Genomic DNA, 26,423 nt, shown 5'->3' with positions numbered 1-26,423 from the left:
AGCCCGGCACCGCCTCGCGATGCCGGGCCGTTCGGATGCTTGCGTCAGGCGTGCGCCTTCACGCGGAACTCGGGGTCGGTGGTGCCACAGGAGGGGCCGTTCGGGCCGCCGATGCGCACCGAGCTGAAGAAGTCGCGGTAGGTGCTGAAGAAGTTGCCCTTGCCGCGGGGGCTGGTCCCGGCCGTGCAGCCCTCGTAGTTGGCCTCGGAGTAGAGGTGGATGACGAAGTCCGTCCTGTTCCAGTCGGACTTGGCTCTGTCGTCCATGTTCAACGCCGCCAGGTCGGGCGTGCTGACCCGGATCTGGATGATGTCGCCCGTGCCGTCGAGGCCGGAGAACATGCAGTAATAGCCCTCATTGCAGCGGTCGTAGCCGGTGGCGGCATGGGCGGGAACGGTCGGCAGGGCGGACAGTGCGACGACGGCCATCGGCAGGACCAGCGCGTGAAGCTTCTTGCCCACTGCATCTCCTCACGTGAAACTTTTCTTCGATGACTTCACGAAGATACATGACACGATCTTTCTGCTGAAGAGAGAATCCGCAGTGATTCCAGGCGCGCTCGCTATACCTTGATGCGCTCCCTGCCCGCGTAGACGTTGCAGCGCTCCTCGCGCAGGAAGCCGACCAGCGTCATCCCGAACTCCCTGGCCACCTCCACCGCCAGCGACGACGGCGCCGACACCGCGCACACGACGGCGATCCCCGCCGCCAGCGCCTTCTGCATGATCTCGTAGCTGGCCCTGCCGCTGACCATCAGCACGTGGTCGCGCAGGGGGAGCCGCTGGTTCAGCGAGGCCCACCCCACGAGCTTGTCCACGGCGTTGTGCCTGCCGACGTCCTCGCGTACCGCGAGCGGCTCGCCTTCGCCGGTGAACAGGCCCGCCGCGTGCAGGCCGCCCGTCTTGCCGAACACGCCCTGCCCCTCCCTCAGCCTGTACGGCAGGCCGTACAACACCTCGGGGGAGAGCGAGAGCTCGCCCTCGGGCACGGGGACGCAGCGGTCGCGCAGCACGTCCAGGCTGGCCGAGCCGCAGACCCCGCAGGCGCTCGAGGTGAGGAAGTGCCTGTCAAGGGTCGGCAGCTCGGGGATCGGGCCGTCCAGCGCGACCGTCACGGTGTTGTAGCGGGCCTCGGGCGTCACGTCCTCGTCGGTGCAGTAGCCGATGGCCCTGATCGCGCCCGGCGCCGCGATGCCCTCCCCGTGGAGGAAGCCCGCCGCCAGTTCGAAGTCGTGCCCAGGGGTGCGCATGGTGATCGCCACGGTCCTGCGCTGGGGCCCGCCGGCGCCGGTGAGGCGGATCTCCAGCGGCTCCTCGGTGGCGAGGTGGTCGCTGCGCTCTCTGGCGACGTTTCCGGTGATCTCGGTGATTCGTGCCCGTGTGGTTGGGGTGGTCACCTCTCGTAGCCTACGGCCGGGTCGCTCGCCGGCTCTTCCACGGGTGACGACGGCGTCGTGGCCGGGGTGCCGCGGGCCGCGGGCGGTGGCGTTCTGAGGGAGGATGGAAGGGTGTCCGAATCACCCTTCACCGACCTCGACCGCCCGCCGCTGAACCAGGCGGCGCTGAGCCGCGCGCTGGTCAGACCCGGCGGACTGTGGTCCGGTGTCACCGTCGTCGACCGCGCGGGCTCCACCAACGCCGACCTCGCCGAGCGCGCCAGGGCGGGCGAGGGTGAGGGGGCGGTGCTGATCGCGGAGGCGCAGTTCGCCGGCCGCGGCAGGCTCGGCAGGGCGTGGACCGCGCCGCCCCGCTCGGGGCTGACCTTCTCCGTGCTGCTGCGCCCCGAGGTGCCCGTCGCCAGGCAGGGCTGGCTGCCGCTGCTGTTCGGCGTGGCGGCGGCCTCGGCCGTACGGCGGGTCGCCGAGATCGACGTGCGGCTGAAGTGGCCGAACGACCTGCTGGTCGGCGAGCGGAAGCTCGCGGGAATCCTGGCCGAGCGGGCCGAGGACGGCGCGGTGGTGGTCGGCGTGGGGCTGAACGTCTCGCTCCGCCCCGACGAACTGCCCGTCGACACCGCCACCTCGATCGCGATCGAGCACGACGGCAGGGCGAAGAACGGCAGGCCGGCGGCGGGCGACGAGCGGCACTCCCTCGACGAGCGCGCCCGCGCGACCGACCGCGACCCGCTGATCAGGGCCATCCTCAGGGAGATCGAGAGCCACTACCGCGAATGGCAGAGCGCGGACGGCGACGCCGACGCCTGCGGGCTGCGCGCCGCCTACCAGGCCTCCAGCGCCACCATCGGCCGCGAGGTGCGGGTGGAGCTGCCGGGCGGCCGCTTCCTGACGGGCGTGGCGGCCGGCGTCGACGCGTCCGGGCACCTCCAGGTCGGCGACCGGACGCTCAACGCGGGCGACGTGGTCCACGTCCGCCCGTCATCTCAGCCTTGACTCGGGTTCGCCCGAGGGTCATCGGTCCGCGGGAGCCGACGAGGAGCAGGCGGCCTCCGCGGCGAGGAGTACACGCTCTGATCCCCCTTCTCCGTGGCGTTCACCCGGCCTGCGTGCCACGATTTGGGCCATGACTCTCCCGGATCACCATCTGACCCAGGGCGAGCGGCGCATCAGGTCGTTCAACCCGCACTGGAAGCGGCTCATCGGCCCCGCCGTCGCGCTCGTCCTCATCCTCGCTGCCATGGGCGCCGCCCTGTACCTCATCCCCGGCGACTGGGTGTACGCCTTCTACGGCAGGGCCGCGTCCGTCGTGATCGCGGTCATCCTGCTGACGATCTGGTCGTTCGTCCCCTACCTGCAGTGGAAGAACACCGGCTACGTGCTCACCACGCACCGCTTCACCATCAGCACGGGCGTGCTGAACAAGTCGACCGACGAGATCCCGCTCACCAAGGTCAACTCGGTCAGCTCCGACCAGTCCTTCACCGAGCGCATGCTGGGCTGCGGCACGCTGACCGTCGAGTCGGCCAGCGACCAGGGCCAGCTCGCCCTGCGCGACATCCCCAGGATCCAGGACGTGCGGGCCGAGCTGTTCCGCGCAGTGGAGGACGTCTCCGACGGTGCCGTCGACGGAAGGTAGTCTCCCCAGCATGAGGCCGACGGCCGAGGAGATCGAGCGGCTGCTCGTCGGCACCCCCGCCCACCACACCAGGGGAGAGGTCGCCGCGGAGGCGGGCGTGTCGCAGGAGCTGGCCGAGCGGATCTGGCGGGCCCTCGGGTTCGCCACGCTCGCCGACGACGCGGTGGCCTTCTCCGACGCCGACGTGGTCGCGCTGCGGCGGGTCCGCAAGATGCTCGACAGCGGGCTGCTGGACGAGCCCACGGTCATCCGCATGGCGAGGGCGCTCGGCCAGACCACCGCCAGGCTCGCCCAGTGGCAGGCGGAGATCATGGTCGGCGCGATGCTGCCGCCCGACGTGCAGCCCTCCGACGCCGACCTCGCCAGGATCCTGGAGACGTCGCAGCAGCTGCTTCCCGACTTCGAGCACGTGCTCATCCATGTCTGGCGGGCCCAGCTGGCCGCGGCGGGAACACGCCTGCTGGCGATCGCCGACATCAACGACGACCTCGTGCCCAGCCGGGTCTCGCTCGCCGTGGGCTTCGCCGACCTGGTCTCCTTCACCAGAAGGTCCAGGGAGCTTTCCGAGCGCGAGCTGGCCGAGCTGGTGGAGGGCTTCGAGTCGCGCGCCGCCGACGTGGTCGCCGTCCACGGCGCGAGGCTGGTCAAGACGCTGGGCGACGAGGTGCTGTTCACCGCGCCCACCCCCGCGCAGGCCGCCAGGATCGCGCTCGACCTCGTCAAGACCGGCGAGCTGCGCATCGGCATGGCCTACGGACCTGTGCTGCCGGTGATGGGCGACGTCTTCGGCACCACCGTCAATCTGGCGGCGCGGCTGACCGCCATCGCCAGGCCCGGCACCATCGTGGTCGACGCCGATCTCGCGGAGGGGCTGGCGGGAGACGGCTTCGAGCTGCACAGGATCCGCCGCAGGCCGGCCAGAGGGCTCGGCGTGGTGCAGCCGTATGTCTTGCGGCAATCAGCGCCTTGAGCAGATGATGAACGGCATGCCGTACCAAGTGCAAGGCGTCGTCGCTCGTGGCAAGGGTCAGCAGGTCTCCACGGAGACCATTCTCGTGCCGGATCCGGGCCCTGGTGAAGCGGTCGTCAACGTGAAGGCCTGCGGGGTCTGCCACACCGACCTTCACTACCGCGAGGGCGGTATCAACGACGACTTCCCCTTCCTGCTCGGGCACGAGGCCGCGGGGGTCGTCGAGGCGGTCGGCGAGGGGGTGAAGGACCTCGCGCCTGGCGACTACGTGATCCTGAACTGGCGCGCGGTCTGCGGCTCGTGCAGGGCCTGCCTGCGGGGACGCCCTTGGTACTGCTTCGCCACGCACAACGCGGCGCAGAAGATGACGCTCGAGGACGGCACCGAGCTGAGCCCCGCCCTGGGCATCGGCGCGTTCGCGGAGAAGACGCTGGTCGCCGCGGGGCAGTGCACGAAGGTGTCGGCCGACGCGCCGCCCGAGGTGGCCGGCCTGCTCGGCTGTGGCGTGATGGCGGGCCTCGGCGCGGCGCTCAACACCGGCAACGTCTCGCGCGGCGACAGCGTGGCCGTCATCGGCTGCGGCGGCGTCGGCGACGCGGCCATCCTCGGCGCCTCGCTCGCGGGAGCCGCCAAGATCATCGCGGTGGACGTGGACGACCGCAAGCTCGCGTGGGCGCGCGAGTTCGGCGCGACCGACACGGTGAACTCCGCGCAGGCCGACGCCGTCGAGGCCGTCCGCGACCTCACGGGCGGTTTCGGCGCCGACGTCGTCATCGAGGCGGTCGGCAGGCCGGAGACCTACAAGCAGGCCTTCTACGCCCGCGACCTGGCCGGCACCGTCGTGCTGGTCGGCGTGCCGACCCCGGAGATGACGCTGGAGCTGCCGCTGCTCGACGTCTTCGGGCGCGGAGGCTCGCTGAAGTCCTCCTGGTACGGCGACTGCCTGCCCTCCCGCGACTTCCCCATGCTGATCGACCTGTTCCTGCAGGGCCGCCTCCCTCTCGACAGGTTCGTCTCGGAGAAGATCGCCCTCGACCAGGTCGAGGAGGCGTTCACCCGCATGCACCGCGGCGAGGTCCTGCGCTCGGTGGTGGTCCTGTGATTGACAGGGTCATCACCTCGGGCACCTTCTCGCTCGACGGCGGCACGTGGGAGGTCGACAACAACGTGTGGCTGGTGGGCGACGCCCGTTCGGTCATCGTCATCGACGCCGCGCACTCCGCCGAGAAGATCGCCGAGCGCGTGGGCGGCAGGAGCGTCACCGCGATCGTCTGCACGCACGCGCACAACGACCACATCAACGCCGCCGCGCCGCTCGCCGAGCTGACGGGCGCGCCGATCATGCTGCACCCGGCCGACCAGGTGCTCTGGGAGATGCACTACGGCGACGCCGTCCCGTACACGCCGCTGGAGGACGGCGCCTCGCTGAAGATCGGGGGCATCGAGCTGCGCGTGATCCACACGCCGGGGCACGCCCCTGGCGCGGTGTGCCTGCACGCGCCCGAGCTGGGCGTGGTCTTCACCGGCGACACGCTCTTCTCCGGCGGGCCCGGCGCGACGGGCAGGTCGTTCTCCTCCAAGGAGACGCTGCTGGAGTCGATCAGAACGCGGCTGCTGTCGCTGCCCGCCGAGACCGTCGTCCACACCGGACACGGCGACTCCACCACCATCGGCGCGGAGAGTTCCCTCTAGGTCACACAGAGGAACCTGACGCTCGGGAGTAGTGTCCTGTCTTGGGCGATTTATGCCTGTGTCGCACTACACATAGGCAAGCCTTACCAAAGTGGGTTATCTTAGGTGTGCCTAACCAAAGGTCCCAACGCGAGAGGCTCCTCCCCCGATGTACGTATGCGTGTGTCGTGCCGTGACCGAGAACGAGGTCCACGACTGCATCGCCGCGGGCGCGAAGAGCGCGCGGCAGATCCGCGACACCACCGGCGCCGGCAGCGACTGTGCCTCTTGTGTCCGGAAGATCTGTGCGATCCTGAAAAGGTCTGACGACCTGATTCCGACCGCATAGCACAAGGGGCCCGTTCAATGCAGGGCGACAAGCAGATCATCGAGCTGCTCAACGAGCAGCTGACCGCGGAGCTCACCGCTATCAACCAGTACTTCCTGCACGCCAAGATGCAGGAGAACTGGGGCTACACCAGGCTGGCCAAGCACACTCGCGAAGAGTCGATCGACGAGATGCGTCACGCCGAGAAGCTCACCGACCGCATCCTGTTCCTCGAGGGACTGCCCAACTACCAGCGGCTCGGCACTCTCCACATCGGTCAGACCGTGGAGGAGCAGCTGCGCGCCGACCTCGAGGTGGAGCTGAGCGTCGTCCAACGGCTCAAGCCCGGCATCAAGCTGATGCGCGAGAAGGGCGACACGACCTCGGCGCGCCTGTTCGAGGACATCCTCGCCGACGAGGAGCACCACATCGACTACCTGGAGACCGAGCTGGGGCTCATCCAGAGCCTGGGCGAGCAGCTCTACCTCGCTCGCTACGCCGAGCCTCCCTCCGACTGACCCTTCCTTGGTCGCCCGCCGTGACATTCGCTCCGGCGGGCGTTCTCATTTCCGGCGTTTTCTGGACGGCACGCCGACGCGTGTCGCGACACGCCCGGGGCATGATCGCGACGGCGCGAGGGTTGCTTGACGTACCCGAGGGAAGAACGAACGGGGAAGACGGCGGAAAGCGTGGGGCATTAAACCCAGACTAGCCGCCATTTATCAGCGTTTGCCCAGGTCAATAGATAGGTCAAACGCGAGTCAAACCGCGCGCTGCGGCCGGGAAACGATCGCCTAAGGTCCTACGATCGCTTCATGACCTGCGTACTTCTCGCCGAGGATGACACCTCGATTTCCGAGCCGCTCGCGCGCGCCCTGCGCCGCGAGGGCTACCAGGTTGAGGTGAGCCCCGACGGCCCGCAGGCCCTCGAGAGGGCTCTGTCGGGGGGCATCGACCTCATCGTTCTCGACCTTGGCCTGCCAGAGATGGACGGTCTCGAGGTCGCCCGCCGGATCCGTGCCGAAGGGCACGGAACTCCGGTCCTCATCCTCACCGCCCGCGTCGACGAGGTCGACACGGTCGTCGGCCTCGACGCCGGCGCCGACGACTACGTCACCAAGCCGTTCCGCCTCGCGGAGCTGCTCGCCCGTGTCCGGGCCCTGCTACGGCGCGGCACCTCAGAGACCCCTGTCGTCCAGGGGGTGCGCATCGACGCCGACTCACGTCGCGCGTGGATGGGCGAGAAGGAGCTGCACCTGACCACCAAGGAGTTCGACCTGCTGCGCGTCCTCGTACGCGACGCGGGGAAGGTCGTCACGCGTGAGCAGATCATGCGCGAGGTCTGGGACACCAACTGGTGGGGGTCCACCAAGACTCTCGACATGCACATCTCCTGGCTGCGGCGAAAGCTCGGCGACGATGCCGCCAAGCCTCGCTACATCACCACCGTCAGGGGAGTCGGCTTCAGGTTCGAGCGAGAGTAGGACGTGCGCCGCCGCCTACTCTCCTCCACCCTGGTCGTCGCGGCCATAGCCGTACTTCTGCTCGGGGTGCCATTGGGCGTGGTGGTCAGCAGGCTGATCGTCGAGGACGCCAATCAGCAGCTGAGGGCCGAGGCGACCCGTCTGGTGGGCGAGGTGGAATATGCCCGCATCCAGGAGACGCCGCTCGACCCGCAGCAGCTGGAGCAGAAGTATCCAGACAGATACATCCAGATCTACGTCAACGGCAACCCGCCGACGGCGACCGTCGTCGGCACATCTCCGCAGTCCGGCCACTCCATGCACGAGGAGGCCAAGTCGGACAGCGGCATCTACGTCAGGGTGAGCCGCGACAAGGATCAGGTCGAGCAGGATGTGCGCGCTCGCCTGCTCCTCATCGTGGCGCTGGCCGCCGCGGCTCTCGCGGTCGCGGTGGGTCTCGCCATCGTGCAGTCACGTCGGCTCACCCTGCCGCTCCAGGACCTGGCCAAGATCGCCGACCGGCTGGGATCGGGGGACGCCCGGCCCAGCAAACACCGCTACGGGATCCCCGAACTCGATCGCGTGGCCGAGGTGCTCGACCGCAGCGCCGCGCGCATCTCCGATCTGCTCACGCGCGAGCGCGAGTTCGCCACGGACGCCTCCCACCAGCTGCGCACCCCGCTGACGGGGCTCACCATGCGCCTGGAGGAGATCGTCGCCGCCTCCGACGAGCCCACCGTCGTCCGCGAGGAGGGCGAGGCCGCGATCGTCCAGGCCGAACGCCTCACCGCGGTCATCGACGAGCTCCTGGCCGCGGCCCGCCGCCAGCGCATCGCGCAGGCGGAGCCCATCTCCGTCGACGAGGTGCTGGTCCAGCAGGTCACCGAGTGGGAGCCCGCGTTCCGCAGAGTGGGCCGCTCGGTCTCCCTCGGCGGCACCCGCGGACTCAAGGCCCTGGCCACCGGGGGAGGGCTCGGCCAGGTCGTCGCCTCACTCCTGGAGAACTCGATCCAGCATGGCGGCGGCGACGTCACGGTCTCCACCAGCAGCAGCGACAACTACATCGTCATCGAGGTCGCCGACGAGGGTCCGGGGATCTCCGACGAGATCGCGCCGAAGGTCTTCGAGCGCAACGTGAGCGGTGGCGGCGGCACGGGTCTCGGGCTCACGCTCGCCAGGGCGCTGGCCGCCGCGGACGGCGGACGGCTGGAGCTGGTGCGCCGCCGTCCCGCGGTGTTCGCGATCTTCCTGCGCCCCGCCGAGGTCCCGGGTCGCCGCGTGGTCACCGGGCCCGCCTGACAGCCGCGCGCAGCCCATTGACGGGCCACGCGCGAAGGTTTACGGTCAGGGCCATAATTGAGCATGATCGAGCGCCCCTCGGGAGGTGCGGCCCGGTGACCCCTCTGAGAAGGCTGCTCGCTGCAGCGCTGTCAGGCACGCTGCTCCTCGCTTCGCTCACCCCTGCGCACGCCGCCGACCTGCGGATTGTCAACGGCGGATTCGACCAGGGGCTGACCGGCTGGAGCGGCTCGCACAGCCAGGGCGGCGTCACCGCGGTGAGCTGGCAGGGCCGCACCGCCGCGCGCGTCGCCGACACCGAGCCCGCGCTGGCCTACGGCAGGGAGAGCCTGCCGGGACTGCCCGCCGTGGCGGGCTCCCGCTACACCGCGCACGCCACGGTCTGGACCGAAACCGGCAGCGCCGACCTCTACCTGCGGTTCAGGGGATCGTCGGGACAGCTGCTCGGCAGCGCCGGCGCCTCGGTGTCAGGCGGGAGATGGAGCGACGTCACGGCCTCGGGCCTGGCTCCCGCGGGCACGACGACGGTCTCGGCGCTCATCTACTCGGGGGTGGCCAACGTCGGCACGGCCTACTGGGACGAGGTGCTGATCACCAAGGACGTGACCGACCTCGGCGTGCAGATCGAGAGCAGCGTGCCCAACGCCACCACGTTCGCGGGCGGCAGCGCCTACGCCGTCTACACCGGCACCGCGGACACCAACCCGCAGCTGGCCGTGATCGACCTGGCGACCGAGACGGTGAAGAGCCGCCTCACCATCCCCGACACCGCCGCCACGCCCACGGTCGGCGGCTGGGCGGCGGCCACGGCAACCGACGGCAGCGTCTACCTCGGGACCTATCCCAACTCCAAGCTCTACAGGCACGTGCCGGGCCAGGCGACGGTGACCGACCTCGGCAGGGCGGAGGGCGGCTACTCCTTCATCTGGGACCTGGAGGCCGGTGCGGGCGGCAAGGTGTACGGCGGCACCTACAACGACGGCCGCTACTTCAAGTACGACCGCGGTGTCTTCACCACGATCGGCCAGGTGCCCATCGTGGCGGGAGCCGAGTACATCCGCAGCCTCGCCCACGACCCCGCCGCCAACGCCACCTACCTCGGCACCGGCACCGACGCCTCGCTCGTCAGGTTCGACAACGTCACGGGACGGGTGGACAGCCTGCTGCCCGCCGCCTACGCGCACAACTCGATGGTCGGCGGCCTCACCTGGACGGGCGGCAGGCTGTTCGCCTGGCTCGACCGCACGCTGCTCGTGCTCGAGATCGTCAGGAACGCCGACGGCTCGCACCGCGCCGTCACCGAAGCCGCGATCACCGACGTGGACCTGCACCACTCACCCGCCCGCGACGGCAAGGTCTGGCTGGTCAAGGACGGCCTGCTGCACTCCTACGACCTCGCGGCCAAGGCTCTGCAGGCGACCGCCGTACGGCCTGGCCTGGCCGTCACCGGCTACACCTGGCTGAACGGCGGCACGCTCACCGGCCTCGGCGCGGCGGAGGACGGCACCAGGATCTTCACGTACGCGCCCACCACAGGCCAGTGGAGCAGCAGGGTCGTGCGCGACACCCCTGTGCTCCCCGCCGCGATCAACGCGCTCGGCGCAGGCCCCGACGGCAGGATCTACACGGGCGGCTATCTCACGGGCGGCACCGGCGTCTACGACCCGCTGCGCGGCGACAGCGACAACAGCGCCCCTGACACGCCCACCCTCGCGGGACTGAGTCAGACCGACAGCCTGCTCGCCCACGACGGCAGGCTCTACCTCGGCGTCTATCCGTCGGCCAAGCTCTACAGCCACGACCCCTCGGGCCCGTGGCCGCCCACGCTCAGGTACACGGCGGGAGCGGCGGGCAGCAAGGCCGACGACTGCGAGCCCGGCAAGGGCCCGCCCCCGCAGGACCGTCCCTACGCGCTCGCCGGCGGGCCGGACGGCACGGTCTACATGGGCACCGTCCCCAAGTACGGCAAGCGCAGCGGCGCGCTCACCGTCTGGAAGGAGGGGACGGCGGGCAGGACCCTGTGCGTGGTGCGCGACCAGGCGGTCGTCTCCCTCGCCCACGCGGGAGGCAGGCTGTTCGGCGGCACCTCCACCAGGGGCGCGCTCGGCGTCAACCCCGTCTACGCGCCTGGCGCCTCGGCCACGCTGTTCTCCTACGACCCCGCGACCGGCGAGGTGCGCCCCCATCCGCTCCCGCTGACGGCGCCCAAGGCCGTCACCGCCCTCACCGAGGTGGACGGCAGGCTCTGGGGGCTGGCCGGCGGCTCGCTGTTCACGCTGGACCCCGCCCGTCCCGACGCCATCACGGTGACGCGGCTGTTCCCCGATCCCGACTACGCCGCCAGGCCGGGGCTGGCCTGGCGCGACGGAGTCCTGCTCACGTTGGACAAGGATCCAGGACATGTCTACGGCACGGCGGGCGACCAGATCTTCAGGATCGACAGGGCGACGAAGGCGCTGACCGTGCTGCTGACCGTCCCCGGCATGGAGGGGCTGACGGCCGACAGGTTCGGCCACCTCTACTACAAGATCAACGAGCGGCTGCACCGGTACACGGCGCCCACGCCGTAGGCGGCTAGCGCCTGGGGGAGAGCGCCTCGGGAAGGCCGGTGACGGGCTCGACCGGCGGCTCCTCCGGCGCCAGGAACACCCACTTCTTGTACGACCAGAACCGGAACAGCGTGCCGAAGCCCACGCCGATGACCTTGGCGATGTTGTAGCTCAGCGCGTCGTGCAGTCCGAGGGTGTACGTCGTGAACCCGATGACGATCAGGCTCATCAGCAGGCCGATGCCGTTCAGCAGGAAGAACAGGAGGTATTCGCGGGCCAGCCCGCTCTGCTCGCGGTTGCGGAAGGTCCAGAACCTGTTGCCGACGTAGGCGAAGGTGGCCGAGATGACCGTGGCCAGGCCCGTCGAGATGAGGGCGCCCCAGCCGAAGCCGAAGCGGAACAGGTTGGTGGCCCCGAAGTCGATCACGAAGGCGATGCCGCCGATCGTGCCGAACTTGGCCAGCTCATGGATCAGATGAACGAACCGGTGGTAGGCGCGTCTGAAGAACTCCACGTCTCCTGCACGGTCCTTTCGGTTCTCCAGCCGCACCCTCGGGACGGGTCCGATCCCACCAGGTTACCGGCCGGGCGCCTCACCTGGGTGCGAAGGTTCCGCAAAGCGACTCGAGGACCTCATCATCCGCCCGCAAAGAACGATTCTAGAAATATCGTCTTATGAGGGGAAAGCTGGAACGGAGTTCACTACGCTGACGCCCAGATCGCGGCTCAGCGGCCGCGACAGACGGCCGTCACCCTGGGGAATCACCCGTGAAGCGTCGACTGTTCGCACTCTTGGCCAGCCTGTCCCTGGTGACCGGCTGTGGTGTCGCGAGCAGCCGTGCGGGGGAGCCGATGGAGCCGCCGTCACCATCCGCATCCGCTCACCGGGTGGAGCGAACAGTGGCGGAGAAGGCGTTCGACCTGCTCGACGAGCTCGCCCAGGCCTGGGAGGACCGCGACTGCGCGACCGTCGACCGCCTCACCGCGTGGGCGGAGAATGCGCTGGGCGGTCGTGCCTGCGAGGCGACCCGGAACGGCCGCCCAGCCCTGACCGGCTACTCCGACCTCGAATACCTGCTGCCCGAGGAGCCCGGCTGGTTCGCCGTCCTGGCGCGCCGCCCGGAGCCCACGTACTTCCTGTTCGTCCACGACCGCAACTGGCGCCTCGCGGCTGGGCCGCTGCGGCTGCTCGGCGAGGCGCCCCAGCGCGCCGGCGGCGCGCAACCCTCCAGCGGTACGGCCAGGCGCGCCAGGCTGGTCCCTCAGCGCCACCTCACCTACCTCACCGACCCGGCGGGAGTGAGCGGGGTCGCCTTCCCCTCCGGCGACGCCATCGCCGACCTGCGTGACAAGCTCGGCGACCGTACGGCCAGGGCCCGTCCCGACAGGGTGAGCGTCGACGTCGAGCTCTTCGGCGGCCCGTCCCGCGCGCTGGCGCTGTCGAACGGCTCGATGCTGGTCTTCCACACTCTCCGCCTGGTCTCGCGCCACCGTCCCGGCCAGGGCAGGGACTCCCTCGGCCGCCCGCCGTACGGCAGGGCGCTGGTGAAGGAGTTCACCGGCGAGAACGACCCCGCCTCCCTGACCGGCACCGAGCTCGTCGTGCTGGCCAGTGAGATCAGCGCGAAGAACAAGCTGACGACCGTGGCCCTGCGCCGCGCACTGGCCGACCTGACCACTTGACGGCCGCGACGTGGCAGTGGCCGAGGTGAGGGTATGCTTCGGGCACGTGAGCAGCCCCTCTTCGCATGTCGGGCCCGTTGTGGGCGTCGTCGGCGCTGGCCAGTTGGCCCGCATGATGCAGCAGGCCGCGATCCCGCTCGGTCTCGAGCTACGGGTCCTGGCCAACTCGCCGGACGAGAGCGCGGCGAAGGTGATCGTCGACACCCGTCTCGGCGACTACCGTGACCTGTCCGTCCTGCGGGAGTTCGCCGCGGGCTGCGACGCGGTGACCTTCGATCACGAACACGTGCCGACCGAGCACATCAAGGCCATGGCCGAGCAGGGGGTCCAGGTCCACCCCGGCGCCGACGCCCTGGTCCACGCGCAGGACAAGGCGGAGATGCGCAGAAGGCTGACCGAGATCGGCGTGCCCTGCCCCGCCTGGCGCACCGTAGAGACGGCCGCCGACGTCGCGGAGTTCGCGGCGCAGAACGGCTGGCCCGTCGTGCTCAAGGCCGTCAGGGGCGGCTACGACGGCCGCGGCGTGTGGGTGTGCGACGACGAGAACGAGGCCGCGACCGTGGTCGCGAACGGCGTTCCGCTATTGGCCGAGGCGTTCGTGCCGTTCGAGCGCGAGCTGGCCGTCCTGGTCGCCCGCTCGCCGCACGGGCAGGGCGTCAGCTACCCGGTCGTCGAGACCGTCCAGGAGGACGGCATCTGCGTCGAGGTCCTGGCCCCCGCGCCGGGGCTCGACGCCGAGGTCGCCGCCCAGGCGCAGCGCATCGCCCTGAAGATCGCCGATGAGCTGGGCGTCACGGGGCTGCTGGCGGTGGAGATGTTCGATACCGCCGACGGTCTCGTGGTCAACGAGCTGGCCATGCGCCCCCACAACAGCGGCCACTGGACCATCGAGGGCGCCCGCACCTCCCAGTTCGAGCAGCACCTGCGGGCCGTGCTCGACCTGCCGCTCGGCTCGCCGTCCATGGCGGCGCCCTACGTCGTCATGGCCAACCTGCTCGGCGGCGACGACCCCGACACCTTCAAGCGCTACGAGCACGTGATGGCCCACGACCCCGGCGTCAAGGTGCACTTCTACGGCAAGGAGGTGCGGAAGGGCAGGAAGATCGGCCACGTCACCGCCCTCGGCGCCGACCTCGACGACGTCAGGGCCAGGGCCAGGCACGCCGCCGTCTACCTCACCACAGGGGAGTACACATGATCGGCATCGTGATGGGCAGCGACTCCGACTGGCCGGTCATGAGGCTCGCGGCGGAGGCCGTGGCCGAGTTCGGCGTGCCGTTCGAGGCCGACGTGGTCTCCGCGCACCGCATGCCGACCGAGATGATCGAGTACGGCAGGCAGGCCGCCTCCCGCGGGCTCAAGGTGATCATCGCGGGCGCCGGAGGGGCCGCGCACCTGCCCGGCATGCTGGCCTCGGTCACGCCGCTGCCGGTGATCGGGGTGCCGGTGCCGCTGAAGTACCTCGACGGCATGGACTCCCTGCTGTCCATCGTGCAGATGCCCGCGGGCGTCCCCGTGGCGACGGTCGCCGTCGGTGGGGCGCGCAACGCGGGGCTGCTGGCCGTCCGCATCCTCGCCGCGTCCGACGAGACGCTGCTGCGACGCATGGAGGCCTTCCAGGAGACGCTGCGCGACCAGGCGCACGCCAAGGGTGAGAAGCTGCGCGCGGAGGCGGCCGAACTGGGGCGCTGACGCAGCGGTCACAGCTGAGCAGGTCGCCAGGCCGGCACTTCGTGGGGGGTGCTCCGCTGGCTGCCTTGACGAGCTGCTTCGCGCTCTTCGGCCTGCCGGGGGGCTTTACGGCCTGCCGGGGGCTTTACGGGTGGACGGGGACTTGGCTGGACGGCGTGGCTTTTACGGCCTGCCGGGGGTTCTACGGGCGGCCGAGGGCGCGGTAGTGCCAGCCCGCCGCGCGCCAGGTCTCCGCGTCCAGCGCGTTGCGCCCGTCGACGATCTTCCTGGTCGCGACGGCCGCGCCGAGCTCCTCGGGGTCCAGGTCGATGAACTGCTTCCACTCGGTGAGCAGCAGCACGACGTGCGCCCCGCGTACCGCGTCGAGAGCCGACTCGCCGTAGGACAGCTCGGGGTGCGCCTTGCGGGCGTTGTCGAGCGCGATCGGGTCGTACACCGTGACCTGTCCGCCCTGCTCCCCGATGGTCACGGCCACGTCGAGAGCGGGGGAGTCGCGGATGTCGTCGGAGTTCGGCTTGAACGCCGCGCCCAGCACGCCCACCGTGCAGCCGCGGAACGAGCCGCCCGCCAGCTCGCGGGCCAGGTCGACCATGCGCGCGCGGCGGCGCATGTTGATCGCGTCGACCTCGCGCAGGAACGTCAGCGCCTGGTCGGCGCCCAGCTCACCGGCGCGCGCCATGAACGCGCGGATGTCCTTGGGCAGGCAGCCGCCGCCGAACCCGAGGCCGGGGTTGAGAAAACGACCGCCGATGCGGTCGTCGAACGACAGCGCCTGGGCCAGTTGCTGCACGTCGGCGTGAGAAGCCTCACAGACCTCGGCCATCGCGTTGATGAAGGAGATCTTGGTCGCCAGGAACGCGTTCGCCGCGGACTTGACCAGCTCGGAGGTCGGATAGTCGGTCACGACCATCGGAACCTCGCCCAGCGGCTCGTAGACCTCGCGCAGGATCTTCTCGGCCTGCTCGGAGGCCACGCCGATCACGATGCGGTCGGGGTTGAGCGTGTCCTGCACGGCGAAGCCCTCGCGCAGGAACTCGGGGTTCCACGCCAGCTCGGCCCCCGCGTTGACCGGCGCGAGGCGGGCCAGCTTGGCCGCCAGGCGGGCCGCGGTGCCGACGGGAACCGTCGACTTGCCCACGACCAGACAGTCTCTGTCGAGGTACGGCGCCAGCGACTCGACGGCCGCGTCGAGATAGGAGACGTCGGCCGCGTACTCGCCGTGCTTCTGCGGCGTGCCCAGGCAGAGGAAGTGGATGTCGCCGAAGGCGGCCGCCTCCTCGTAGGAGGTGGTGAAGCGCAGCCGTCCCGACTCGAGCCCTCGCCGCAGGATCTCTTCAAGGCCGGGTTCGTGGATCGGCAGCTCGCCGCTCTGCAGGCGGCGGATCTTGTCGACATCGACGTCGAGGCCGAGGACTTCGAATCCGAGGTCCGCCATGCAGGCCGCGTGGGTGATGCCCAGATACCCGGTTCCGATCACCGTTAGGCGATATGGCACGAGTGAGCTCCTTTCATCGCCAAGGCATGTTACCGGTCCCCACCACTTCCACTGTGCCACCTGCGTAAACCGGCGAATCGTACCGGCTGGTAACAAGATGGTTGGACGTCCTAGTATTCGGTTATGACCTACGCCCTCACCGAGGAGCACGAGATGCTCCGCGAGACCGTCCGTGCCCTCGCCGATGAGAAGATCGCGCCTCGAGCCGCCGAGGCCGACGAGCGCGAGGAGTTCCCGTGGGACGTCTACAAGGCGCTCGTGGCCGCTGACCTGCACGCGATCCACGTCCCCGAGGAGTACGGCGGTGCGGGAGCCGACGCGCTCGCCGCGGTCATCGTCATCGAGGAGGTGGCCCGCGCCTGCGCCTCCTCCTCCCTGATCCCGGCCGTCAACAAGCTCGGCACCGTGCCCCTGCTGCTGTCGGCCTCCTCCTCGCTGAAGGAGCGCTATCTCACGCCCGTCGCCTCGGGCGAGGCGATGTTCTCCTACGCGCTCTCCGAGCCCGAGGCCGGCTCCGACGCCGCCGCCATGAAGACCCGCGCGGTCCTCGACGGCGACCACTACGTGCTCAACGGCGTCAAGATGTGGATCACCAACGCGGGTGTGTCCGAGTACTACACGGTCATGGCCGTCACCGACCCCTCGGCCGGCGCGCGCGGCATCTCCGCCTTCGTCGTCGAGAAGTCCGACGAAGGCGTCTCCTTCGGCCCCAAGGAGAAGAAGCTCGGCATCAGGGCCTCGCCCACCAGGCAGGTCATTCTGGAGAACGTCCGCATCCCGGTCTCCCGCATGATCGGCGAGCCTGGCACCGGCTTCAAGACCGCCCTCGCCACCCTCGACCACACCCGCGTCACCATCGCCGCCCAGGCTCTCGGCATCGCCCAGGGCGCCCTCGACTACGCGATCGGCTACGTCAAGGAGCGCAAGCAGTTCGGCAAGCCCATCGCCGACTTCCAGGGCCTGCAGTTCATGATCGCCGACATGGGCATGAAGCTGGAGGCCGCACGGCAGCTGACCTACCACGCGGCGGCCAAGTCGGAACTGGCGATGCACGGCAAGCCGCAGAAGGACCTGACGTTCCTGTCGAGCGCGGCGAAGTGCGCGGCGTCGGACGCGGCCATGGAGATCACCACGGACGCGGTACAGCTCCTGGGCGGGTACGGCTACACGCGAGAGTTCCCCGTGGAGCGCATGATGCGCGACGCCAAGATCACCCAAATCTACGAGGGCACCAACCAGATCCAGCGCATGGTCATGGCCCGGCAGCTCCTGAAGTAGGGGATGAGCTGCGGAAACCCGGCTCCTTGCGATGAGGGGACCGGGTTTCGCGCTATCTGGTGGATCTCTACAAAAGAAAACCCCGCCCGTGATGGGCGAGGGCTCTCGGCGTTCTGCGGCTACAAACAGTTGACCGACTCGACTCGGGAGCTGTTATAGGAGCAGGAGTCTATGAGCTTTCCAGCCGGGTTGCGGATGTACCCCGTGTCCGCGGCCTGGTTCCAGATGTACGCGAACGTCCCCCCGGACCGACCCCAGTAGCGGATGGTCGAGGTGTTCGTACCCTTACCGGTCCGCACCGTGACCGTCTTCCCAGCGCCGAGGGTGAACGTACCGAACGTGTAGACGTGATCCGACGCAGACGTCTTGTCACGGAGGGTCCACCCCTTGAGGTTGATCGCCTTTCGGGTGGTGTTCTTGAGTTGCGCCCACTCGCCGTTCAGGCTGCTGTTCGCCCCATGGTCCGGCGACCCGGGCGAGTTGTAGTAGATCTTCACGAACTGGACCACGGGGAGCGCGGCGGCCTGCGCCGGCGCAACGGGGACGAGCGCCACGGCCAAAGCGGCAGCGGACAGAGCCAAGGGGAGAGAGCGCACCGGTGAAATCCTTCAGCATGTGAGATATGGGGCGAATGTGAGACGGCTGGCCTTGGGTGCAGGTTGGCATGTAAATTCAGTTTTCTTGGCCACAAGGACGTGACGACGCCCCACCCGATCGATGGAGTGAGGGCGTCGGCATGGGTTCGGCACGCTTCTAGGCGGTCCCCTCGCGCTTCGTTCAGGGGGCAGCCGCCGCAGAGGCGCCCGATGGGGTCAGAGCAGTCGCCTGATCTCGCCGTAGGCCCGGTAGAAGCCGCCTCGTCCAGCGGAGCGCACGCCGTCGACCAGGTAGCGGGCGCCCGCCTCCCGGACGGTCTTGGGGAACTGCACGTTCCATGACTCGTAGCCGGGGCTGACCACGCGGACCCGCAGCCGCTCGCCCTCCTTGACGCACTCCACGACCACGCCGTCGCCCGCGCCGTCGGTCTCCAGCACCCTCTCCAACACCGTCTCCAGCGTGGTGGACGGCTCGACCGCCTCCAGTGACGCCGCCGCCTTGACGTCCACCGGCTGGGGCACGCTGCCCGTGCGGGCCGCGGCGATGGCCGCCTCGCTGGCGTCGATGCAGACCAGGGAGCCGTCGGTGGTGACGATGTAGAGGCGGTCGTCCAGGAACTGCATGGAGAACGCCGAGCCGCAGCCGGTGGCGAGCTTCCACAGCCGCTCGCCGGAGGCGTCGAAGCAGTAGACCGAGGAGTGGTTGTCGCCCGCGAAGACATGGCGTCCGCCGGGCGAGGTGGCGCAGGAGTAGACGGCGCCGTCGCACTGGTAGACCGCCTCCACCCGGCCGTCGCTCTTGGCCAGGCGGTGGACGGTGCGGCGGGCCGTGCCGGCGTAGACCGAGCGCTCCTCCTGCCAGCCGAACAGCACGTCGCCTGCCAGCTTGTTCTCCCAGACGAGCGTGCCGTCGGAGGTGTCGTAGCGGGCGACCCCGCGCGAATGGCCGTGGTAGACCGCGTCCCCGTCGCACCTGACCATCCAGGCGGAGTCGCCGGCGCCGGTCCGCGCCCACTGGAACTCGTCCTCGTAGTCGATGGTGGTGATGCGCCCCGCCCGGTCGGAGACGCCGAGCACTCCGTCGTGGATGTCCAGCCAGTAGATGTCCACGTCGGCGGCGATCTCGTACGCCGACCTCGGCACCTTGCCGCTCAGGTCGTACACGCGGCCGTCGTCGCACCCGGCATAGATCCAGAAGTCGTCGGCCACGATGCACTTGACGCCGTCGGGCAGCCGGAAGCGGCCGGTCACCGTGCCGGAGTGGGTGACGGTGTAGACGTCGCCGCGCTGGTTGCCGACCCAGCAGCGTTCGCCGTCCACGAAGATGCCGAACGCGGCCGCGCCGCTGTCGAAGCGCCACAGGACCGGCGCCTGCTGGGCGGTCGAGCGGGTGCTGGCGATGGCCCTGCGGGTGACCGCCCGGCGCTGGCGCACCCCGCGCAGGGCGGGCGCGTAGCCCTTGCGTGTCTTCTCGCCGATCTTCTTGGCCGCCGCCGCCTGGGCCTTCGCTTCGGTGGGGAAGGCGGTGACCTTCGTCTGACCGGATTCGCCGATGCGCCCGTAGGTGATCGTGACCTGCGTCCCCGCCACGGTCACCTCATAGAACTTGTGCGCTCCGCCGCCGTCCTCAGACAGCTCGAGGTAGGTCATGTCCGCTTCTCCAGATTTGCCCGGCTTGATCAATTGCACGGGAGACTAGAGCACCGCCACGACAGAAAACCTCGCCCCTGGCCGTACGTCCGAGGCGCTCCCAGGCCGATGACTACTCGCGACGACCGTCCGGATCGTGGTCCATCGTGAGTGGCTCCAGCCGGACAAAAGGTCCATGGAGCACGGGAACGTCGAGACGCGACCAGGCGATTGTCGATCGTGAGATGTGGGGCATGCGCCGGTTCTTCAGATCTTGTACGTGACGCACCTCACCCGCGAGCATAGGCACGTGAACCCACAGGCTTTCTACCGCGACCCGTACCCCGTCTACGCAGAGGCCCGCAGGGCTCGCGGGCTCACCTTCGTGCCCGAGCTGGGCGCCTGGCTGGTCAGCAGGCGTGAAGACGTCCGCGAGGTGCTGAGCAAGCCCGAGCAGTTCTCCTCCGCGCGCGCCTTACGGCCGGACTACCTGCCCGGCAGGGCCGCGCTGTCGGAGCTGGTCAAGGGGTTCGGCGGGGTGCAGGCGGTGCTCACCGCGGACGGCGAGGCGCATCGGCGGCTGCGTCGCCCCCTCACCAGGGGACTTTCCTCCGCCAGGGTCGCAGCCGCGCTCCCGTTCGTCACGGCGCGGGCCGAGGCGCTCATCGGCTCCTTCGCCGGCGACGGCCAGGTCGAGTGGATGGAGGCCTACGCCAGGCCCCTGCCCGCCGACGTGATCGGCCACCTGATCGGCTTCGACCCCGCCGACACCCATGGCGCGGTCCGCGGCGCGCAGCGAGCGGAGGACCTGCTGTTCACCGAGCTGACGGAGGCCGAGCAGGTCGACGCGGCGAAGGAGATCGTCGCCCTGCAGCACCTGCTCGACGGCTACGCCCGCGCGCGCAGGAGCGACCCTCGTGACGACCTCATCACCGAGATGGTCAGGGACCTGGCCCCCGGCTCCGACGATCTCACGCTCGACCAGCGCAAGGAGATCGTCTCCAACCTCCAGAACCTGCTGCTGGCCGGACACCTGACCGCGACCGCGCTGCTCGGCACGGTGGTGCTGAACCTGCTGCGCGACCGTCGCCAGTGGGAGCTGCTGTGCGAGAAGCCGGAGCTCGTCTCCGCGGCCATCGAGGAGGCGGCCCGCTTCGAGGCGCCCATCCAGGGCTTCAGGCGTACGGTCACCACTGGGGTGACGCTGAGCGGCACCGAGCTGAACGAGAACGACGTGCTCTTCGTCTCCTTCGCCTCGGCGGGCCGTGACGCGGACGCCAACGCCCGCCCCGACGAGTTCGACATCACCAGGCCGGCCTTGCGCAACCTGTCGTTCGGACACGGCCCCCACGGCTGCCCCGGCTCGCACCTGGCCAAGGAGCAGGTACGCATCACCCTGGAGATCCTGATCCGCGACCTGCCCGGTCTCCGCCTGGCCCGCACCGACGTCACCATGGCCCCCACCCTCATCCACCGATCCCCCGAGGAGCTCTTCCTCGCCTGGTGAAGGCCCACGCCCTGCTCGGTCAGGGGCCGGGCGGGCCGGTGATGCGGTAGCCGACGCCTGGGGTCGTGGTGATCACCGAGGGGTGGCCGAGTTTGCGGCGCAGCCTGCCGATCGTGACGGTGACGGTGTTGGTGAGCGGGTCGGCGTGTTCGTCCCACACCTGTTCGAGCAGGTCCTCCGTGCTCAGGAAGGCGGGGGTGGCGCGAAGGAGGGCTTCGAGCAGGGCGAACTCCTTGACCGACAGGTCCAGATGGCGGCCGTCGCGGGTCACCGTACGGCGGAGGGGGTCGAGTTCGATGCCGGCCGCGCGCAGGGTGCGGGCGCGGGCGGAGGGCTGGCGGCGGGCCAGGGAGCGGATGCGCAGGACCAGTTCGGGGAAGTGGAAGGGCTTGGCGAGATAGTCGTCGGCGCCCAGGGACAGGCCGCTGACGCGGTCGCCGGGGGAGCCCGCCGCGGTCAGCATCAGGACCATGACGCGGTCGTCGCGTTCGGTGATCATCTGGCAGAGGGTGTCGCCGTGGATTCCCGGCAGGTCGCGGTCGAGGACGACCACGTCGTAGGCGTTGACGTCGAGTTTGGCCGCGGCCTCCAGGCCGTCGTGCGCCAGGTCCACGGCCATGCCCTGGTCGCGCAGGCCCTCGGCCAGCACCTCGGCGAGCGCGCGGGCGTCCTCGACCACCAGCACCCTCACGCCGGGACCCCGGTTCTCGCGGTGGCCAGGGGCAGCGAGATGGCGACCCGCAGGCCGCCTTCGGGCCTGGCCGCGAGGTCGAGCCCGCCGCCGTGCGCGGTGGCGATGGCGGCGACGATCGACAGCCCGAGCCCTGACCCGTCGCCTGAGCCGGTTCGGTCGGCGCCGAGCCGCTGGAACGGCTGGGCCAGCCGCGCCACCTGCCCCTGATCGAGGAGCCGCCCGCCCGTCTCGACCACGAGCAGCGCCGTCGTGCCGTCGGCCATGGCGGCGACCGTGATCCAGCCGCCCTCGTCGTTGTGGGTGATCGCGTTGTCGATGACGTTGCCGGCCATGCGCGACAGGAGCGTCGCGCTTCCCTGCGTCCAGGTGTCGTCGTGCAGGTCGCCGTCGTGGACGGTCAGGCGCCTGGCCGCGATGTCGGCGGCCCTGGCGTCCAGGGCCGCGCGCACCGTACGGCCGAGCGAGATCGTCGAGCGGTCCGACATGGCGCCGTGCTGGGTGCGGGCCAGCAGGAGGAAGCCTTCGAGCAGCCGGTCGACCTGGTCGAGCTCGGTGCGCAGCCGGTCGGCGAGCGCGACCGTCTGCGGGGGGACGGGCTCGGGCTTGGCCACGGCCACGTCCAGGGAGGCCCGCATGGTCGCCAGCGGGGTGCGCAGCTCGTGCGAGGCGTTGGCGACGAACCTGCGCTGCGCGGCGAAGGAGCTCTCCAGCCGTTCGAGCAGCTCGTCGATGGTGTCGGCGAGGTCCTTCACCTCGTCGGCCGGGCCGGGTACGGCCAGCCGTTCGTGCAGGTTGTCGGCGGAGATCCGGCGCGTGGCCGCCGTGATCGTCCGCAACGGGCGCAGCACCCGGCCCGCGATGATCCGGCCCAGCACGATCGACACCAGCGCCATGACGGCCAGCGCCACCGCCGAGCCGAGCAGGAGCTGGTGTGACTGACTCTCCCTCGCGCCGGCCAGCTGGCTCTCGAGCAGCGAGATGCGCTCATGGGCGGCCGCCAGCGTCGAGTTCCTGGCGGGAGGGCTGCCCCCTGGCGCGACCTCACTGATCCGCGTCGAGCCCAGGCTCACGAGGTTGGTGATGACCAGCAGCGCCGCGCCGGACAGCAGGAACAGAACACCGTACAGGGCGGTGAACCGCACCCGCACGGTGCGGGCGGGCAGGGCCAAGCGTCGCGCTGTCCTCATCGGCTCTCTCTCGTTCGTGCGGAGCTCCAGGATGCCGCCCAGGACCTAACAACGACATGACGGCCTCTGTTCGGCCCACGTTAGGGCGGCTTCCGTACAAACGGAGCCATGCGAGCAACCATTGAAGTCAACGACGTGCGCAAACGCTTCGGGTCCACGGTGGCGCTTGACGGAATGTCGTTCACGGTGAAGCCCGGGCAGGTCACCGGCTTCGTCGGGCCCAACGGCGCGGGCAAGTCCACCACGATGCGGGTCATCCTCGGGCTGGACGCGGCCGACTCGGGCAGCGCGCTGATCGGCGGCAGGCCGTACCGGAGCCTGCGCAGCCCGCTGCTCCACGTCGGGGCTCTGCTGGACGCCGGGGCCCTGCAGCCGAGCCGTTCGGCCCGCAACCACCTGCTGTGGCTGGCCCATTCACAGGGGCTGACCGCCGGGCGGGTCGACGAGGTGATCGAGCGGGCGGGCCTGGGTCAGGTGGCCAGGCGGAAGGCGGGCGGCTTCTCCCTCGGCATGCGCCAGCGGCTCGGGATCGCCGCCGCGCTGCTCGGCGACCCTCCCGTGATCATCCTGGACGAGCCCTTCAACGGCCTGGACCCCGACGGCATCGTATGGATGCGCGAGTTCCTCGGCGAGCTGGCAGGACAGGGCAGGGCGGTGCTGGTCTCGAGCCATCTGATGAGCGAGCTGCAGGACACCGCCGCCCACGTGGTGGTCGTCGGCCGAGGCAGGGTCATCGCCGACACCAGCGTGGCGCGGCTGCTGGCCGAGGTGTCGGGCGACAGGGTGACGCTGCGCAGCACGGCCCCTCAGGAGGCGGCGAGGGTGCTGGAGCAGGCGGGCGCCACGGTGACGGCCGTCGATCGCGACACACTCACCGTCTCGGGGCTGCCGGCGGAACGCGTCGTGACGCTGCTCGGCCGGTACGCGGTGCCCTTCTCCGAGGTGACGGCGCACCGGGCGACGCTGGAAGAGGCCTACATGAACCTCACGAGGAACGCCGTCGAGTACCGCGCCACCACGGGCCAGGAGAGCGCGCGATGAGCGGGCGTCACGGTTTCACGCGCCTGCTGCGGGCCGAGTGGACGAAGTTCAGGACGGTTCTCGGCTGGGTGATCACCATGGGGGTCGCGGCGGCGGCCGTCGTGCTGCTCGGCCTGTTCTCCGCGTCGGGCAGCCACGCCTCGTGCGGCGCGGGCCCTGTCGAGATCGACTGCCCCGAGCCCTCGCTGGGGCCCGAGGGCCAGGCGGTGAGCGACAAGTTCTTCTTCGTCCACCAGCCGCTGCAGGGGGACGGCAGCATCACCGTCCGCGTGACCTCGATGACCGGCCAGATCCGGCTGCCCGACCTCACCCCCGGCGTCAGAAGGGTCGCCCCGGGCGTCGTGCCGTGGGCGAAGGCAGGGGTCATCGTCAAGGACGGCATGCGGCAGGGCTCCGCCTACGCGGCGCTGATGGTCACGGGTCGGCACGGGGTGCGGATGCAGCACAACTACACCCACGACGTGGCAGGACGTCCGGGCGGCGTCTCGAAGAAGGACCCCCGCTGGCTGCGGCTGACCCGCTCGGGCGACACCCTCACCGGTGACGAGTCGGCCGACGGCAGGCGGTGGAGCACGGTCGGCACGGTACGGCTGGCCGGGCTGAGCGACACGGTGGAGATCGGGCTCTTCGCCACCTCTCCCTGTGACCTCCTGGTGAAGCAGGGCGATTTCGGTGGGAGCATCGGGCAGTGCCGCTTCACCGAGGCCACCGCCGACTTCGACCAGGTCAGCCTGCAGGGCAGGACGTCCGGCGACGCGTGGCGCCAGGACGACGTGGGGGTCACCGAGGCGCCGGACGGCTCACCCCACCATCCGGGCAGGTTCGAGCGGTCCGGCGGCACGTTCACCGTGACAGGAGTCGGCGACATCGCGCCGCACGTGGAGGGCGAGAGCATCGAGAGCACCCTCACCGGTGTGCTGGCGGGGCTCGTCGTGGTGGTCGTCGTGGCGGTGCTGTTCGTCACCGCCGAGTACCGGCGAGGGCTGATCCGCACCACTCTGCTCGCCAGCCCCCGGCGCGGCCGTGCGCTGGCGGCCAAGGCCGTCGTGATCGCCGCGGTGACGTTCGTGACAGGGCTGGCCGCCGCCTGCGTGGTGGTCCCGGTCGGCACGCGCATCCTGCGCGCCAACGGCAACTACATCCTGCCGGTGAGCCTGCTCACCGAGGTCCGGGTGGTGGTCGGCTTCGCGGCGCTGCTCGCGGCCGCCGCCGTCCTCGCCCTCGCCCTCGGCGCGCTGTTCAGGCGCGGCGCCGCGGCGGTCGCCGCCGCCATCGCGCTGATCCTGGTGCCCTACCTCCTCGCGACCACCTCGGTTCTGCCCGTCGGCGCGGCGCAGTGGCTGGTGCGGCTCACCCCCGCAGCGGGCTTCGCGATCCAGCAGAGCATCCCGGAGTACCCGTACATGACGGGTCACTACGCCCCATCGGCCGGCTACTACCCGCTGCCGCCGTGGGGTGGCCTCGCCGTGACCTGCGCCTACGCCGCGATCGCTCTTGCCGCGGCCATCGTCCTGCTGCGCAGGAGGGACGCGTGAGAAGGGAGCTGCACGCGGAGTGGACGAAGCTGCGCACCAGCCAGGGCGCGGGCTGGCTGCTGCTCGCCCTCGTCGCGCTGACCGTGGCGGCGAGCGCCGCCGCGGTGGCGACGGTGTCCTGCCCGCCGGAGGGCTGCGGCCACGACGCGCCCAGGCTCAGCCTCGCAGGGGTCCAGCTGGGTCAGGCGGTCGTCGCTGTCATGGCCGTGCTGATGATCAGCGGCGAGTACGGCACGGGCATGATCCGCACCACCCTGACGGCGATGCCGCGCCGCACGACGGTCCTGGCGGCCAAGGCGGCCATCCTCATCGGGCTGACACTGGCCGCGGGGAGCGTCGCGGTGCTCGGGTGCGTGCTGACGGGGCGGCTCATCCTGCCGGGCAACGGGTTCGTCCCCGCGCACGGCCAGGCGCTGCTGTCCCTGGCCGACGGGCCGACGCTGCGCGCGGCCTGCGGCTCGGTTCTCTACCTCGCGCTGGTCGCCCTGCTCAGCCTCGGCGTCGCCACCGCCGTCAGGGACTCCGCGACGGCCATCGGGGTGGTGTTCGGCCTGCTCTACGCCTTCTCGGTCCTGCCCTTCATGGTCGCCGACCCGGACTGGCAGACGCTCCTCTGGAGGATCTCGCCGATGAACGCGGGACTCGCCGTCCAGGTGACGACCAACGTGTCAGGACTGCCGCTCAGCCCGTGGGCGGGCCTCGGCGTGCCGGCCGCATGGGCCGGCGTCGCCCTCCTGGGCGGCGGCCTGCTGCTGCGACGGCGCGACGCCTGAC

At 70.3% G+C, this 26,423-nt stretch carries 26 protein-coding genes; 18 read left to right on the top strand and 8 right to left on the bottom strand.

Features of this window, described 5'->3' with window-relative positions; genetic code table 11:
* Nucleotides 1–44 precede the first annotated feature (44 nt).
* A complete protein-coding gene (locus ABFX50_RS01445) occupies nucleotides 45–461 on the bottom strand; it encodes a peptidase inhibitor family I36 protein (RefSeq protein WP_346142557.1) in 417 nt (138 codons plus the stop codon).
* 101 nt (nucleotides 462–562) lie between these two features.
* Nucleotides 563–1,396 (bottom strand): formate dehydrogenase accessory sulfurtransferase FdhD, encoded by an 834-nt coding sequence (fdhD, locus tag ABFX50_RS01440; protein ID WP_346142556.1) that lies wholly within the window; start codon nucleotides 1,394–1,396, stop codon nucleotides 563–565.
* A gap of 111 nt (nucleotides 1,397–1,507) precedes the next feature.
* Between fdhD and ABFX50_RS01435 the strand changes: the two genes are divergently transcribed.
* The 10 genes from ABFX50_RS01435 to ABFX50_RS01390 all read left to right on the top strand — a co-directional run bounded on the left by ABFX50_RS01435 (nucleotide 1,508) and on the right by ABFX50_RS01390 (nucleotide 11,333).
* Nucleotides 1,508–2,389, top strand: a complete 882-nt coding sequence (locus ABFX50_RS01435) for a biotin--[acetyl-CoA-carboxylase] ligase (protein ID WP_346142554.1) — start codon at nucleotides 1,508–1,510, stop codon at nucleotides 2,387–2,389.
* A 130-nt stretch (nucleotides 2,390–2,519) separates the two neighbouring features.
* Nucleotides 2,520–3,032, top strand: a complete 513-nt coding sequence (locus tag ABFX50_RS01430; protein ID WP_346142552.1) for a PH domain-containing protein — start codon at nucleotides 2,520–2,522, stop codon at nucleotides 3,030–3,032.
* Between the two features lie 10 nt (nucleotides 3,033–3,042).
* Nucleotides 3,043–4,002 (top strand): adenylate/guanylate cyclase domain-containing protein, encoded by a 960-nt coding sequence (locus ABFX50_RS01425; RefSeq protein WP_183650244.1) that lies wholly within the window; start codon nucleotides 3,043–3,045, stop codon nucleotides 4,000–4,002.
* 16 nt (nucleotides 4,003–4,018) lie between these two features.
* Entirely contained in the window at nucleotides 4,019–5,104 is a 1,086-nt protein-coding gene (locus ABFX50_RS01420) for an S-(hydroxymethyl)mycothiol dehydrogenase (RefSeq protein ID WP_346142550.1), read from the top strand.
* Nucleotides 5,101–5,694, top strand: a complete 594-nt coding sequence (locus tag ABFX50_RS01415; protein ID WP_346142548.1) for an MBL fold metallo-hydrolase — start codon at nucleotides 5,101–5,103, stop codon at nucleotides 5,692–5,694. The genes ABFX50_RS01420 and ABFX50_RS01415 overlap by 4 nt, the downstream gene beginning before the upstream one ends.
* 148 nt (nucleotides 5,695–5,842) lie before the next feature.
* Complete coding sequence (locus ABFX50_RS01410) at nucleotides 5,843–6,022, top strand: (2Fe-2S)-binding protein (protein WP_183650237.1); 180 nt, start codon at nucleotides 5,843–5,845, stop codon at nucleotides 6,020–6,022.
* Nucleotides 6,023–6,039: 17 nt separating this feature from the next.
* Nucleotides 6,040–6,519 (top strand): bacterioferritin, encoded by a 480-nt coding sequence (gene bfr, locus ABFX50_RS01405; RefSeq protein ID WP_346126097.1) that lies wholly within the window; start codon nucleotides 6,040–6,042, stop codon nucleotides 6,517–6,519.
* Nucleotides 6,520–6,816: 297 nt separating this feature from the next.
* Nucleotides 6,817–7,485, top strand: a complete 669-nt coding sequence (locus ABFX50_RS01400; protein ID WP_043620820.1) for a response regulator transcription factor — start codon at nucleotides 6,817–6,819, stop codon at nucleotides 7,483–7,485.
* 3 nt (nucleotides 7,486–7,488) lie between these two features.
* A complete protein-coding gene (locus tag ABFX50_RS01395) occupies nucleotides 7,489–8,763 on the top strand; it encodes an ATP-binding protein (RefSeq protein WP_183650231.1) in 1,275 nt (424 codons plus the stop codon).
* 95 nt (nucleotides 8,764–8,858) lie between these two features.
* Nucleotides 8,859–11,333: a hypothetical protein gene (locus ABFX50_RS01390; protein WP_346142544.1), complete on the top strand. Its 2,475-nt coding sequence runs from the start codon at nucleotides 8,859–8,861 to the stop codon at nucleotides 11,331–11,333.
* A gap of 4 nt (nucleotides 11,334–11,337) precedes the next feature.
* Here ABFX50_RS01390 and ABFX50_RS01385 read toward each other — a convergent pair whose 3' ends face one another.
* Nucleotides 11,338–11,826 carry a GtrA family protein gene (locus ABFX50_RS01385; protein ID WP_183650225.1) on the bottom strand — a complete coding sequence of 163 codons (489 nt, stop codon included), beginning with the start codon at nucleotides 11,824–11,826 and terminating at the stop codon, nucleotides 11,338–11,340.
* A gap of 374 nt (nucleotides 11,827–12,200) precedes the next feature.
* On the opposite strand from ABFX50_RS01385, the gene ABFX50_RS01380 reads away from it, so the two are divergent.
* From ABFX50_RS01380 to purE, 3 genes are read left to right on the top strand one after another with little or no spacing between them, the layout of a single operon-like run.
* Nucleotides 12,201–12,995, top strand: coding sequence for a hypothetical protein (locus ABFX50_RS01380; protein WP_346142542.1), 795 nt, complete (start codon nucleotides 12,201–12,203; stop codon nucleotides 12,993–12,995).
* A 46-nt stretch (nucleotides 12,996–13,041) separates the two neighbouring features.
* Nucleotides 13,042–14,193: a 5-(carboxyamino)imidazole ribonucleotide synthase gene (locus ABFX50_RS01375; RefSeq protein WP_346142540.1), complete on the top strand. Its 1,152-nt coding sequence runs from the start codon at nucleotides 13,042–13,044 to the stop codon at nucleotides 14,191–14,193.
* Nucleotides 14,190–14,687 (top strand): 5-(carboxyamino)imidazole ribonucleotide mutase, encoded by a 498-nt coding sequence (purE, locus tag ABFX50_RS01370; RefSeq protein WP_183650219.1) that lies wholly within the window; start codon nucleotides 14,190–14,192, stop codon nucleotides 14,685–14,687. Before ABFX50_RS01375 ends, purE begins: the two co-directional genes overlap by 4 nt.
* A 181-nt stretch (nucleotides 14,688–14,868) precedes the next feature.
* On the opposite strand, the gene ABFX50_RS01365 is transcribed toward purE, so the two are convergent.
* Nucleotides 14,869–16,182, bottom strand: coding sequence for a UDP-glucose dehydrogenase family protein (locus ABFX50_RS01365; protein WP_346126090.1), 1,314 nt, complete (start codon nucleotides 16,180–16,182; stop codon nucleotides 14,869–14,871).
* A gap of 123 nt (nucleotides 16,183–16,305) precedes the next feature.
* Between ABFX50_RS01365 and ABFX50_RS01360 the strand changes: the two genes are divergently transcribed.
* Nucleotides 16,306–17,460 (top strand): acyl-CoA dehydrogenase family protein, encoded by a 1,155-nt coding sequence (locus ABFX50_RS01360; protein WP_346142537.1) that lies wholly within the window; start codon nucleotides 16,306–16,308, stop codon nucleotides 17,458–17,460.
* A 119-nt stretch (nucleotides 17,461–17,579) separates the two neighbouring features.
* Here the strand turns inward: ABFX50_RS01360 and ABFX50_RS01355 are convergent, their stop codons facing one another.
* A complete protein-coding gene (locus ABFX50_RS01355) occupies nucleotides 17,580–18,056 on the bottom strand; it encodes a lamin tail domain-containing protein (protein WP_346142535.1) in 477 nt (158 codons plus the stop codon).
* Between the two features lie 216 nt (nucleotides 18,057–18,272).
* Nucleotides 18,273–19,706, bottom strand: a complete 1,434-nt coding sequence (locus ABFX50_RS01350; protein WP_346142533.1) for a WGR domain-containing protein — start codon at nucleotides 19,704–19,706, stop codon at nucleotides 18,273–18,275.
* Between the two features lie 289 nt (nucleotides 19,707–19,995).
* Between ABFX50_RS01350 and ABFX50_RS01345 the strand changes: the two genes are divergently transcribed.
* On the top strand, nucleotides 19,996–21,192 hold the full coding sequence (locus ABFX50_RS01345) for a cytochrome P450 (protein ID WP_346142531.1): 1,197 nt from the start codon (nucleotides 19,996–19,998) through the stop codon (nucleotides 21,190–21,192).
* Nucleotides 21,193–21,211: 19 nt separating this feature from the next.
* On the opposite strand, the gene ABFX50_RS01340 is transcribed toward ABFX50_RS01345, so the two are convergent.
* Nucleotides 21,212–21,883 carry a response regulator transcription factor gene (locus tag ABFX50_RS01340; protein WP_183650137.1) on the bottom strand — a complete coding sequence of 224 codons (672 nt, stop codon included), beginning with the start codon at nucleotides 21,881–21,883 and terminating at the stop codon, nucleotides 21,212–21,214.
* Entirely contained in the window at nucleotides 21,880–23,073 is a 1,194-nt protein-coding gene (locus ABFX50_RS01335) for a HAMP domain-containing sensor histidine kinase (protein WP_346142529.1), read from the bottom strand. Before ABFX50_RS01335 ends, ABFX50_RS01340 begins: the two co-directional genes overlap by 4 nt.
* 108 nt (nucleotides 23,074–23,181) lie before the next feature.
* Here ABFX50_RS01335 and ABFX50_RS01330 point away from each other — a divergent pair, with 108 nt between their 5' ends.
* From ABFX50_RS01330 to ABFX50_RS01320, 3 genes are read left to right on the top strand one after another with little or no spacing between them, the layout of a single operon-like run.
* Nucleotides 23,182–24,114 carry an ATP-binding cassette domain-containing protein gene (locus ABFX50_RS01330; protein WP_346142527.1) on the top strand — a complete coding sequence of 311 codons (933 nt, stop codon included), beginning with the start codon at nucleotides 23,182–23,184 and terminating at the stop codon, nucleotides 24,112–24,114.
* Complete coding sequence (locus tag ABFX50_RS01325) at nucleotides 24,111–25,649, top strand: ABC transporter permease subunit (RefSeq protein WP_346142525.1); 1,539 nt, start codon at nucleotides 24,111–24,113, stop codon at nucleotides 25,647–25,649. The genes ABFX50_RS01330 and ABFX50_RS01325 overlap by 4 nt, the downstream gene beginning before the upstream one ends.
* Nucleotides 25,646–26,422 (top strand): ABC transporter permease, encoded by a 777-nt coding sequence (locus ABFX50_RS01320; protein ID WP_346142523.1) that lies wholly within the window; start codon nucleotides 25,646–25,648, stop codon nucleotides 26,420–26,422. Before ABFX50_RS01325 ends, ABFX50_RS01320 begins: the two co-directional genes overlap by 4 nt.
* Nucleotide 26,423: the final 1 nt, after the last annotated feature.

Source organism: Nonomuraea recticatena, assembly GCF_039533245.1.
Lineage (GTDB): Bacteria > Actinomycetota > Actinomycetes > Streptosporangiales > Streptosporangiaceae > Nonomuraea > Nonomuraea roseola.
This window is presented reverse-complemented; position numbering and strand designations above follow the sequence as displayed.